This is a genomic window from Streptomyces regalis (assembly GCF_001509475.1).
Classification (GTDB): Bacteria; Actinomycetota; Actinomycetes; order Streptomycetales; family Streptomycetaceae; genus Streptomyces; species Streptomyces regalis.
Genome location: NZ_LLZG01000047.1, coordinates 46,677 through 59,083, shown reverse-complemented (window position 1 = coordinate 59,083; position 12,407 = coordinate 46,677). Strand labels below are relative to the sequence as shown.

Genomic DNA, 12,407 nt, shown 5'->3' with positions numbered 1-12,407 from the left:
GGTTCAGGCCGCACCGCGCGCTGGCCTGGCGTACAGCACGACCTGCACGGCGAGGCCGGCCACCGCCAGCGCCTCCAGCACCGACAGGGCGACGAGCAGCCCGCCGCCCGGTCCGCCAGCCCAGAACACCACCAGCGGCAGCACGTAGAACACCGCCAAGTCCACCACGCACTGGAAGGCTTTGCGAGAGCGGCGGCGCGCGTCGCTGCGATGGGCCCTCTGCCATCCGAATGCCGCGAAGTCACCGCTGGACCCCGCCAGTTGTGACAGACGGGGGCCCAGTTCGTTGCGGACGTCCGATCGCGGAGATCTTCTCGTCGTTGACCAGGTGCGTCCGCCCCAGGACGATGCACACCGGCGGCAGGGCGGCCAGCATCGATGCCGGATCGGACTGCGCCGCGACCGTGGTGATCGTCGCGGTGACCGCGAGCGTCGCGTAAAGAAGGTTGCCGCGGAACCGGATACCCGCCCTTGCTCGTCCTTGACGCTCTGGTACACAGCAAGCAGCAACTGCCCGATGTTGACGCCCTCTTCCGGATCCGCCACAGACCACCGCCTTCTCCCTGCAAGACTGTCGCCGAGGTCGCGAAGGATCTGGGGATCAACGAGACCACGCTAGCCAGTTGGATATCGCGGGCCGGTCGCGCGGGCACGCTCCGGGCGGCGGGAATGACGAGCTGGAGCGGCTGCAGCGGGAGAACGCCCAGCTCAAACGGGACAACAAGGAACTCGCGATGGAGCGTGATGTCCTCAAACGCTGCATGGTCCTGTGGGTGAAGTAGCCGTGGCGGACCCGACGTCCGTCATCGGGGCGATCGGCGGCCAAAGGACCATGCGCGGCATCCCGCACCGCGTCTCCTGCCGCGCCCTGGGCGTGAGCGAGTCGTGGTTCTACAAGCACCGCAGCCGCCGGCCCACCGGCCGTGAGGTCCGCCGGCAGCAGCTGGCCGAGGCGGTGAAAGAGGTGTTTACCCAGTCCGGCGGCACCTACGGCTCGCCGAAGATCTGGATCACGCTGATGCGGCAGGGCTGGCGGGTGTCGGTCAACACCATCGCCAAACTCATGGCCGAACTCGGCCTGGTTGCCCGGAGGTCCGCAGACGCAGGGGGCTGACCCGGCCGGGCAAACGGCCCGCCGCACCGGACTACGTGAAGCGGGACTTCACCGCAGAGGGGCCCGATCTCGTCTGGTGCGGGGACATGACGGAGATCGAGACCGGCGAGGGCAAGTTGTATCTGGCCACGGTCATCGACCTGTTCTCCCGCCGCCTGCTCGGCTATGCAATGGGAGAGCGTCACGACGCCTGCCTGGTAGTCGCCGCCCTCAACATGACCGCAGCCACCCGCGGCGGTGACGTGCGCGGCGTCATTCTTCATAGTGATCGCGGAAGCGAGTACGGCTGCCGCAGGTTCCGGCGGGCCTGCCGCAGGCTGGACGTCTTCCCGTCCATGGGCCGTGTCGGATCATGCTTCGACAATGGCGTCAGCGAGGCGTTCAACAGCGTGCTCAAGGTCGAATACGTCCACCGGCACACCTTCGCCACCCGCGCCGAGGCCCAGATCAGGATCGCCACCTGGATCACCGACTTCTTGGAAGGTCTCCACGTTCGGAGGGGATTGACAGTCGCTGGCTTCACCCGGTTCCGGCCGGCATTGATTTTCGGGTGGCTGCGGCCGTACTGGCTGGGCCTATTCCTGCAACTGCTCAAGGTAGGCGTCGGCTGACATCGCCGTTTCGTCCAGCCAGACGGCGGCTTGATCGACCGCCGACGGCAGGTCGCCCACTGCGTCGGCCACGTGCTGGGCGCCTTCGAGCGACAGATCCCGGACGCGGCGCCGTAGGTGCTCCACGGACTCTTCCCGCAGAAAGGTATCCAGATCGAGAGTGGCGGCGAGCCGACCCCAGTGCGGGTTCCGCGTGGTGATCAGGGTATGGCCGCCTTCGGGGACGTACGGGGTCATCTGTTGAGGGTCCTCCGCGCCGTCGTACACCAGGAGCCATCGGGCATACGGCCTCCCCCTGTTCAGCGCGTCCAGGGCTTGTCGGGCGGCGGACCAGGCGTCGGGGGCGCTCGGGACGTCCAGGCGGTCGGCGAGTTCGGCCAGTGAGGCGACCACCTGCTCGGCCTCGGCGGCAGGTACCCACCACACCAGGTCGTAGTCGGCCAAGAAGCGGTGCGCATACTCCAGTGCGACCTGTGACTTGCCGACACCAGTCGGCCCCTGCACCACCAATGGCGCCGACGCTGTTACGAGTTGATCGCGCAAGGCATCCAGGATCACCTGGCGGCCGGTGAAGAAATGGTTGCGTACGGGAGCGTTCTGCACCGCGGGCACTGTGCCGGGAAAGCGGGGAGTCGGCACCGCATCATGGTTCGGCAGAGCGGGGCGGTCCAGAGCGCGCAACAGTGCCGCAGCCGCAGTGTCCTCGTCCAGCCCTGTCAGGTCCACCGGGTCGCTGCCCGACAGCGGGCCGTCGCCGACGCGAATCAGGACGGGTTCACGCCATGCACCGGTGCCGTCCAGGCCCTTCAACGCCTCCCACTGAGCGCGACCCGACGTGGAGCGCATATACGCCGCGGACAGCAGAACAACCACCCTCCCCATTTCCCTGTCCGGTGGTGGCGCGACCCCCACAGCTCGAACGAGGAAGCCCGACCTGAGCAGGACACTCTCCGTCCAGTCCGCCCACATCCGGTCCTCGGGGACGTGCGCGAGCCAGAGATCCGTGAGCAGGGGGGCGCGAGGGCGCACGAACATGCCAAACGTGCGCCGGCGCGCGGTCTCCGCGATCGGTGGCAGGGTGGTGACCTCGCCGTCGGAGACAAAGGCGGTGAGACGTTCAAAGGCGCTGAGCAACGAGTTGGCGACACCGGGCTCATCGCCGAAGGTCGCCAGTATCTCCTCGTATGCGTAGAAGGGCCGGTATGGGATCTCCACTGAAGCCCAGTAGGAAGCCAGACCGGACGCCGTGAACCCCTCGGGGTGACCCTCGAATTTCCGCCGGGCGAGGGCTCGGCCGGCGTCGGCCCTCTCCTTGTCGCCCTCGTCGATGCGCATCGGCACGGGCAGGATCCGGATCCCACGGTCGCCGTAGCGCTCACTGATCTCGCGGGCGACGGAAGCTGCGCCATCTATGCTCTGGTCGCTGAGGGTGAAGCAGACGACCAGCATGTCGGGCAGGTGCACCGTGCAGATGTCCGCGGTGTCGCTGAGGCCGGTGCGGCTGTCGAGGAGAACGTAGTCGTAGTGCCGCTTCATCTCCTCGCGCATGGCGTCCAGGAAGAGACCGCCCGCGAGCCGCTCATAGAAGTTGTCCCAGTCGAAGGCGCTGACCAGAGCCGAGTACTCTCGACTCTGCCGACCCGCCGAGACGAAGTCGAGGGTCCCGCCCTCAGGGAATTCCCAGTTCAGGGAGACGGCATGGGTCCGGATCCGGGTGTAGGGCAGATGCCAGGAGTCGGCAACTGTGGTCGGCTGCTCGGTGGCGGCCCACGCGTAGTCGGTGATCATGTCGATCACGCCGGTGGTGGCGCCCAGCACCGCGGGGTCAAGGAAGGGGTGGAAGAAGCGGTGCAGGCCCGGCGCCTCCAGATCCCAGTCCACCACGAGGACTCGCTTGCCGTTGGCGGCGAGAATCCAGGCGGTGTTGGTCAGCGCCATCGTGCGGCCCGTACCACCCTTGTAGGAGTAGAACGTGACGACGCGTCCGTCACGGCCATCGGTCATTGCCGCTCCCTGCCATGCAGTATCGGATTCGCAGCGCAGCCCGGGATCGGAGCGCTCCCGGGCCTTACAGCCTAGCCGCCGGAACACCTACAGGCCTTGTTTCAGGGGCAGTTGATCCCTGTTGGCACTATCCTCGATGCAAGGTCGCGGTCCGGGGGACTTCATGAAGATCTTTCTGAGCTGGTCCGGTTCGGCCTCCCAGGCGTGTGCCGAACTGCTTGCCTCGTGGTTGCCCTACTTCAGTGACGAGCTTGAACCCTTCGTCTCCTCGGACAGCATCAGGAAAGGGGCACGCGGGCTGACGGAGCTCAAGGAACAGCTTGACGAGAGCTCCTTTGGAATCGCCTGCATCACCCGGGCCAACATCGATGCTCCCTGGATCACCTTCGAATCGGGAGCACTGTCGAAGGAGGTCGACGAGCGGAAGGGCCAAGTCGTGCCGTTCCTGCTGGAGGGCAGCCACAAGGACTTGGAGGTGGCGGGCAGCCCGCTGCGCCAATTCCAGTCGACGCGGGCGCACGACGAGGCGGATGTGCTGAAGATGGTCAAGACCATCAACGCGGTCCTGCGTGAGTCCGCCAACCGCCACCCGGACGACACCCGGGTCAAGAACCTGTTCCGTAAGGTGTGGCCCGAACTGCGAGACGGCCTGGCCACGATCGACCTGACGGCGGACAGCGACGAGCAGGGGCCGCCGCGCAGGTCGCCGGAAGAGATCCTGGAAGAGCTGAGTTCGTTGGTTCATGAGCAGATCAACCGGATCACCGACCTGGAGCGGGCCGTGGACGCGCTGCGCAACGGCCAGGCCAACCCTCCTAGGAAGCGGACCAGGTTCACGGGCGTCTACGACGAGTCGGTCCGCATCGCCGATCCGGCGACCGACACGTCGGGCTTGGGCGAGACGGAATGAGTCCGGCGATCAGACACCGGTTGCGGATGCTGTTCGGTACCCGGCTCGGTCTGTCCACGGCGGGCCGAGCCTGCGCCGTGCAGTTCGGCTTGTTGTCGGGTGCCGCTCAGCTGTATCTCACCTTCTGGCCGGACAGTTCTCTGCCTCGCGGTGCGACCTTTCTTGCCATTGCCTGTCTGGCCTTGGTCGGCGGCACTCTGCGGTCCTGGCCCCGGGATCGCATCAGCCACGAGTTCGTCCGTCCGGGTTTCCGGGTCACCATTGCGGTGGGCGACTTGTTCGACCAGCCGTGCCATCTCGTCATCGGCAGCAACGACGTATTCGACACGGACACCCAGGACGATCTACTGATCGTGCGCCGCAGTGTGCAGGGCCAGTTTCTGCAGAGGGTCTACGCGGGCGACGTCGCCCGGCTGGACGATGAACTCAATACTGCTCTGTTCGGCACACAGCCGACTCGGGTGGAGGAGCGGACATCGAAACGTGCTGGAAAGCTCGTTCGCTACCCCGTCGGCACGGTCGCCTTGCTTGGCTCGCCAGGACAGCGGTACTTCCTCACCGCCTACGGCGCCATGTGCAACGACCTGACGGTCAGTTCGGGGCCGGACCAGCTCTGGCTTAGTCTGGGAGAACTGTGGCGGGCGGTGCATCTGCACGCACGACGGGAGGCCGTGGCCATGCCGGTCATCGGATCCGACCTGGCCCGGATCGACAGCATGGACCACGCTGGCCTGGTCAAGCTGATCCTGCTGTCATTCGTCACCAGGTCACGGCAGTCGGTCGTGTGCAAGGAGCTGACGATCGTGGTCCACCCGGGTGACTATGAGCGCGTCGACATGCTGGAGCTGGCCGCGTTCCTGCGGACGCTGTGACCGCCGGCCCGTTGGGAGGCTTCGTGTGAGGCAGCAACCGGATCGGTCGGACCGGCAGGCGCCGTATTTCTTTCTGAGCTACGCGCACACGCCGCGGTTCGACGCATCCGCGGACCCCGACCACTGGGTCCACCAGTTGTTCCGGGACCTGTGCGACTACATCATGGCGCTGACGGACCATCCGCCGGGCCAGCCGATCGGCTTCATGGCAAGAGAGATGCGTATCGGCGAACGTTGGAGCGATCGCTTGTCGGAGGCGCTCGCGACCTGCCGGGTGTTCGTCCCGCTCTACTCGCCGCGCTATTTCGTCAGCGACGTGTGCGGCAAGGAATGGTGGGCCTTCTCCCAGCGCCAAGAACACCGGAGGTCTAGGGGCGCCACTGCCGACCCGGCGATCGTGCCCGCGCTCTGGGTACCGGTGCAGTCCGAACAGCTTCCCGACGCGGCGGAAGCCCTGCAATACGATCACGAGAAGTTCGGCCGGGACTACGCCACCGAAGGCCTGTACGGCCTGATGAAACTGCGGATGTTCCGCGACGAGTACGAGCGTGCGGTCTACCAGCTGGCCAGGGCGATCGTCGTCACGGCCGAGCAGAATCCGATCCCCACCGGGGAACCACTCGACTTCGCCGATCTGCCCAATGCCTTCGGGCGACGGTCCGGCTCGCGGCGCCTGCGCATCGTCGTGGCGGCGCCCAGCATGCAGGAGCTGCCGCGGGGACGCTCGCCCCACTGCTACGGGCCCTCCGCCGTCGACTGGAATCCGTACCGGGTCAGCGATGCGGACGCCACCCGTCCGCTCGCCGAGTTCGCCGCCGAGGAGGTGCGCCGACTCGACTACCGGACGGCGATCCAGCCGCTCAGCGAGGCGGCCGACGGTCTGCTCACCGACCGGCCGCCGGACGGGCCGACGCTGGTGCTGCTCGACAGGTGGGCTCTGGCAGACCCCGGGCAGCGAGAACTGCTGGCCCGGGTGGACCTGGCAGCGCAACCGTGGGTCAGTGTGATCGTGCCGTGGAACCGATCCGACCCGGACAACACATCCGCGGCGTACGAGTTGCAGACCGTCCTGGAGAAGACCCTCCCGCGCACCATCCAACGTGGCCGAAGCGTCTCCCGGGCGGCCACGGGCGGGGTGCCGTCGCTGGAGGCGTTCGCCGCCATCCTGCCGACCGTGATCCAGTGGGCGGCGGCGCAGTTCATCCGGTACGCCCCGGTCCATCCGCCCAAGGGCCCAGCGATCGCCCGGCCCCGGCTGAGGGGGCCCCTGGAGGAGGCGACCGATGACCGCCGGGCGTGACGGGCAGATCATCACCTTCTACTCCCAGAAGGGCGGCACCGGTCGGACCATGGCCGTGGCGAACATCGCCTGGATCCTGGCCTCCAACGGCTACCGAGTACTTGCCTCGGACTGGGACATCGAGGCGCCCGGCCTGCACCGCTACTTCCATCCGTTCCTCGACGCCACGACCTCCGGCGCCACCACAGGCGTGCTCAACCTGTTCGCCCAATACGTCGCGGACTGGCACACCAGCACCGAGCCAGAAGCCGACCTGAGGCAGCGTCATGCCCGAGTGCTGCCGCACGCGGTTTCGGTCGACTGGATCTTCCCCAGCGGCGGGACCCTCGACTACATGCCCGCGGGGCGGCAGGACGGGGAGTACCTGACCCATCTGATGGACTTCAGCTGGCGGGAGTTCACCGACTTGTTCGGCGGCACCCGATTCCTGGACGCGCTGCGTCACGACATGAAGAGCCGTTACGACTACACGCTCATAGACAGCCGGTGCGGGGTGAGCGATCTCGTGGGCTTGTGCACGATTGACCTGCCGGACGTACTGGTGAACTGCTTTACGCTGAGCTCGCAGAGTATCGAGGGTGCCGCCGTCATGGCCCGGTCCATCGCCCGGGAGGCCCATCCGCGCTCGCTGCGCATGCTGCCGGTCGCCATGCGGGTCGGCGACGGCCGGGGCACGCGCCTGGCCGCCGCGCGGGAGCTGGTCCGCTCCTCCTTCCCGCGTCTGCCTGCCGACTACTGGGCCGGAATGGAGATCCCACACCAGCCGGAATATGCCTACGAGGAGACGCTCGCCACGTTTGGGGATCCATCGGGTGACCCGAACAGTCTGCTGACCGCCTTCGAGCGGCTGACGGACCGGATCACCGAAGGACGCGTGCGACGTTTCCCGGCCCTCGACGACGATCTGCGCCGACGTCACCTCGCCTCGTACGTCCGCCCGATGTCTCCCGTCGCGACTCCCTTGAGGCTGTCGTATGCGCCTCAGGACCGGATGTGGGCAGAGTGGATCAACTCACTGCTCACGCACTCCGGCTTCGAGGTACTCGCTCCAGCCGTCGGCGCCGAGCCGTCCACCCCGGGCAGGGCACCCCGCACGGTGGCGCTGCTGTCGTCGTCCTTCCTCCGCTCACCGCAGTCCCGCACGCTGTGGGAGAGCATCGGCGACGCAGACCCCGGCGCTCCGCGACCGTTGATCCCCTTTCGCGTCGAATCCGTCGCCCTGACAGCGCCGTTCAGCGACTACGACCCCGTCGACCTGACCTCCCTCGACGAGCCGCGAACGGCCGAAGCCGTCCTGCGTAGCCTCGGACTGCCCGGTGAGACGGTCTCCCGACCACTGCCGCCTGCGCGGCCCCGCTTCCCCGGACACACGCCGGCCGTCTGGGAGGCCCCGCCGCGCAATCCGCTGTTCGTGGGCCGCGATCGGCTGCTGGACCGGTTGCACGCCACACTCGACGTGAGCGGCCACCGGGCCGTGGTCCTCCCCCGTGACGGGCTCGGTGCCGCCGGGCGCACTCAGCTCGCGGTGGAATACGCCTACAGGTTCCAGGCCTCGTACGACCTGGTGTGGTGGATCCGTGCGGAGAGCCGCGAGTCGGTCCTGCTGTCACTGGCGCAGCTGGCCGACCGCCTGCGACTGCGCGACGGCACCGGCGTGCCCGAGGCCGCGCGCCGGGCCCTCGACGTGCTGGACAGGGGCACACCGCACGGGAGGTGGCTGCTGATCTACGGCAATGCGCGCGGCCCGGAAAGCCTTTCCGGACTGCTGCCCTCCAGCGTCCACGGGCATGTGCTGGTGACCTCCCGGGACCGGGGATGGAGCACAACGATGGACACCGTGGAGGTCGACGCGTTCACCCGGGAGCAGAGCATCGAGCTGCTTCGCAGACGGCTTCCGGAGCTGACGGTCGACGACGCCGACCGGATCGCGGCAGCGGTGGAGGACATGCCACTCGCGGTCGCGCAGGCCGGGGCGTGGCTGGCACAGACGGCGTCGGCCGAGCAGTATCTGTCGAAACTGGCCGAGCAAAGCGACGGCTCCACCGCGGCCCCTCCGGAGGGCCGCGCTCACCCCACGGTCGCCGTCAGTACACGGGTGGCGCTGGCCACCTTGGGTGAACGCGCTCCCGCGTCCCTGCGACTGCTCGCCCTGTGCAGCCACCTCGCACCGCTGCCAGTGCCGCTGCCCATGGTGTACAGCGACGCGGCCCTGCGCGTCCTGCGACCGCACGACGGCACGCTGCACGAGCCGATGCTGCTGGGCCGAGTGGTGCAGGAGATCAGCAGACTCGGCCTGGTCGAGGTCGACCAGGCAGGTCACACCCTCAAAGTGCACCCCGCGGTGCAGAGCCTGGTGTTGGCTGCTCTCCCCGCCCATGAGGTCGACGAGGTCCGGCACGAGGCGCACCAGTTGCTCAGCGCCGCCGGGCCGCGGCGCGACGGCTCCGGCACCGACGCGGTCGACCGGGCCTTCGAAAAGCTGTGGCCCCACCTCGACCACTCCGAGGCCGAGAAGTGTCAGGACGATGACACCCGGGCCATCCTCATCGAGCGGCTGCGCCGCACCGTTCAGTGCGGCATGCCGGAGCAAGCTCTTGAACTGGGGCGTCGTCTCGACCGGAGCTGGACCCGGGGCGGCAACGACGTCGACCACCAGGTGCTGTTGCTGCGCGGTCACCAGGCTGCGGCACTGCGGGACCTGGGTGCGTACACCCAGGCATACGACCTGGACTCCGACACGCTCAGGCGACAGCGCAAGCTGCTGCCGGCGGGCCACGCGCACACGCTGATGACCGCGGCGGGCCTTGCGGAGGACCTGCGGACGCTGGGCCGGTTCGCCGAGGCGCTGGAACTGGCACGGGAGGTTGCCGCCGGATTCCGGGAGTCGTTCGGTGAGGAGCATCCGCAGGCGCTGACGGCCTCCGAAGCCCTGGCGCGGTCCTTGCGTCTAGTGGGAGACTATGCGGCCGCGCGGGAGCGCCGCCTGGCCACCCTGCAGATGCAGCGCGGAGTATCGGCGCACGGGCACACGTCGGCTCTGGTGTCAGCGCTGGGCCTCGCCCGCGACCTGCGTGAGGTGGGCGACTACGCGGGTTCCGTTCCCGTGCTGCGTTCCGCCCTGGAGGATACGCGGGGGGGCAAGCCCGGCGCGCTGCGTGCGACCGTCAGCCTCTCGGTGTCCCTGCGCCGCATGGGCGAGCGGGACGAAGCCCACGCGCTCGCCCTGGCCGCCGACAAGGGATACCGTGCCGCCTGGGAAGGGGACGATCCCCATCGGCTGGCCTGCGAAATCAACCTCGCGCTCGTGACGGCCTGGGCGGGTGACCTACCCAGCGCATGCACCGCCATCAGTGCTCTCCAGCACCGCTTCGCTCGGGTCTGTGGTGCCGAGCACCCGGACACCGCTGTCTGCGAGCACAACTATGCGGTCTGTTTGCGCGCGGCCGGGGAGACGGACAAGGCTCTGGCGTCGGCCACCCGGACAGTGCAGTCGCTCGGCGAGCACCTCGGCGACGCTCATCCGTACACGCTGTGCGGCAGGCTGACACTGGCCAACGCCCTTGGTGATCTGGAGCAGTTCGACAAAGCGGAGCAGCTGTCACGGACCTGCGCAAAGGCTCTGCGTGACCGTGTGGGGGACAAGCACCCGGACACCCTGATCGCCGAGCTGGGCCTGGCGGTCACCCTGCACTCGCTCGGCCGCACGGTGGAAGCCGGCCGACTGCGGGACCGGGTCGTGGCCACCTTTACCCAACGGCTGGGTGACGAACATGCCTGGACAGCGGCGGCTCGGGGATGGCAGCGCATCGACCGGGATCTCGAACCGTTGCTGCCTGCATAGTCACTGCGCCCCCGACCGAAGCGACTCAGCCCGGGCCAGCGTTCGGGGGTTGATGGACGTGGAAGGTGAGCCCGGTGATTTGGCCTGACTGGGACGAGGCCCTGGCGCCACACCGGCACCTGTGGGCCACATCCCGGGGCCCCGACTGCGGGTCCGTATCCCGCGATCTTCGGTGACCTCCGTCTCGGCGGTGATGCCATCGTCCGGGGTCAGCATCGTGTCGACCCGCCTGCGGGCGATCGCCCACTCCTGCCATTCCTGCTCGGCCGCGGCCGGCTCGGCCTGGATGCGGTCGGCTTCCTCACGCAGTCCGTCGACTCGATGGCGAGCGGCGAGCTCGTGCTGTTCCAGTAGGAGATCGGGAGCCGAGATAGAGCGGGAGAGCCCGCGGCCCGGGGACAGTCCGGGCGGCTCCCCGGCGACCCTCATCCTGCTCCGCCCCGACACAGGCAGCCGCCGAAATCGCCAACGGTGCCCCCGGCGGGACGCCAGCGGCGGGTGCTGGCGTCCGCCGAGTCCTGCGGTCCAGGGTCGGCTTCGGCGACGAGGGCCGGTCCAGGGTTACGAGTAGGGCACTCCACCGGGGGATCTTCCGATTGGCCGGAGACACCGGCAGCGCTGTCCGGGGCACACGAGCAGGAGGGTTTCTGCACTCCCCTCGCAGCTGCTCCGTTCGGCTCAGCCGCTGCTGCTCCCGGTACCGCCGGGCTGGGAGGATGCCACCCACCCGGGCACACGCACCCCTGTACGCACAGCCGTCGCACATCGCACGCCGATGTGGCGGCATCTGGCAGATGGAGGCATCCTTGGCAGTCCAGAACTCGGTATCGAGGACCACGCCGACCGACTCGAACGGTGCGCGGCATCCGTTCCACGTGACCAAGGAGGAGGAACGGCAGCTGCGCATCCAGGCCGACCGGCTGACTCCGGCGCTGGTCATCGCCCAGCCGTCGTCGTTCGACGAGTACGTCCAGCAGTTGATGGTGCCTCCCGCGATCATGGACCTGGCCCGCAAGGCCGCCAACATCCGTTTGGCAGCCTGGGAGGTCGAGGCCATGCGCAAGCACCTCGAACCCGGTCCCCTCACGGCTGACGAGCCCGGCACGAAGCTGGGACTGCTGCGCAGGATCCTGCTCGACAAGGCGGACAAGGACCGCACCCACCCGCCGTACATCCGGGTGGCCTGCACCGGTACCGGGGTCTACGACGACTGGGCCACGAAGTACGGCTACACACGGGACCTGGGTGTCGAACCGGGCGACTACGGCTCACCGGTCGTCCTCGAGATCTGGCCGGCCCAGCACTACTCGCCCATCCACTCGCACGGCCACACCACCGGAATCGTCTACTGCCTGGCCGGTCAACTCGACGTGATGGCCTACGGAGAGCTGGCCTGGGACGCCCGGAAGCAGGGCCTGGTCACCCTGACCCCGGGGCAGTGTGCCTGGTTGTCCGGTGACAAGTTCGCGGTGCACAAGGTCTACTGCCCGATGGACGGCGACAACGGGCCCACAGGCCCCGAATACCTCAACGCCACCTCGGAGTTCGCGGCCAGTTTCCACGTCTACCTGAACGAGGACGAACTCTCCATGGACTCGCTCGCCGCAGCGGACCTGGGCCGCGACGTGTTCGAGTACATCGACGAGATCACCCACAAGAAGGAGGAGTTCAAGACCTACTCGGACCTCTCCTGGAACGTGCTCCGCAGAGTCCTCGCGGAGACCGAGCTGGACTGACGCACTCGATCGATGGCAG

Annotated in this window: 9 protein-coding genes and 1 pseudogene; 8 read left to right on the top strand and 2 right to left on the bottom strand. The window is 68.1% G+C overall.

Annotation, left to right across the window (positions count from 1 at the left end; translation table 11 throughout):
• Nucleotides 1-3: 3 nt before the first annotated feature.
• Nucleotides 4-546 (bottom strand): annotated as a pseudogene (locus tag ADL12_RS09055) (hypothetical protein).
• Nucleotides 547-623: 77 nt separating this feature from the next.
• Here ADL12_RS09055 and ADL12_RS56240 point away from each other — a divergent pair.
• From ADL12_RS56240 to ADL12_RS09040, 3 genes are read left to right on the top strand one after another with little or no spacing between them, the layout of a single operon-like run.
• Nucleotides 624-782 (top strand): hypothetical protein, encoded by a 159-nt coding sequence (locus tag ADL12_RS56240; RefSeq protein ID WP_244187828.1) that lies wholly within the window; start codon nt 624-626, stop codon nt 780-782.
• A gap of 2 nt (nt 783-784) precedes the next feature.
• Nucleotides 785-1,114, top strand: a complete 330-nt coding sequence (locus ADL12_RS52535; RefSeq protein WP_107119865.1) for an IS3 family transposase — start codon at nt 785-787, stop codon at nt 1,112-1,114.
• A 35-nt stretch (nt 1,115-1,149) separates the two neighbouring features.
• Nucleotides 1,150-1,725, top strand: coding sequence for an IS3 family transposase (locus ADL12_RS09040; protein WP_244187827.1), 576 nt, complete (start codon nt 1,150-1,152; stop codon nt 1,723-1,725).
• Here ADL12_RS09040 and ADL12_RS09035 read toward each other — a convergent pair.
• A complete protein-coding gene (locus tag ADL12_RS09035; RefSeq protein ID WP_062700392.1) occupies nt 1,690-3,729 on the bottom strand; it encodes a KGGVGR-motif variant AAA ATPase in 2,040 nt (679 codons plus the stop codon). The two genes, ADL12_RS09040 and ADL12_RS09035, sit on opposite strands and share 36 nt — an antisense overlap.
• Before the next feature lie 163 nt (nt 3,730-3,892).
• Here ADL12_RS09035 and ADL12_RS09030 point away from each other — a divergent pair, with 163 nt between their 5' ends.
• From ADL12_RS09030 to ADL12_RS09005, 5 genes are all read left to right on the top strand, one after another.
• Nucleotides 3,893-4,639: a TIR domain-containing protein gene (locus ADL12_RS09030; RefSeq protein ID WP_062700390.1), complete on the top strand. Its 747-nt coding sequence runs from the start codon at nt 3,893-3,895 to the stop codon at nt 4,637-4,639.
• Between the two features lie 26 nt (nt 4,640-4,665).
• The gene (locus ADL12_RS09025; protein ID WP_062700388.1) at nt 4,666-5,511 is read left to right on the top strand and encodes a macro domain-containing protein; all 846 of its coding nucleotides are present in this window, start codon (nt 4,666-4,668) and stop codon (nt 5,509-5,511) included.
• Between the two features lie 25 nt (nt 5,512-5,536).
• Entirely contained in the window at nt 5,537-6,811 is a 1,275-nt protein-coding gene (locus ADL12_RS09020) for a TIR-like protein FxsC (protein ID WP_062700386.1), read from the top strand.
• Nucleotides 6,795-10,652, top strand: coding sequence for an FxSxx-COOH system tetratricopeptide repeat protein (fxsT, locus tag ADL12_RS09015; RefSeq protein WP_062700384.1), 3,858 nt, complete (start codon nt 6,795-6,797; stop codon nt 10,650-10,652). Before ADL12_RS09020 ends, fxsT begins: the two co-directional genes overlap by 17 nt.
• Nucleotides 10,653-11,458: 806 nt before the next feature.
• On the top strand, nt 11,459-12,388 hold the full coding sequence (locus tag ADL12_RS09005) for a cupin domain-containing protein (protein ID WP_062700381.1): 930 nt from the start codon (nt 11,459-11,461) through the stop codon (nt 12,386-12,388).
• Nucleotides 12,389-12,407: the final 19 nt, after the last annotated feature.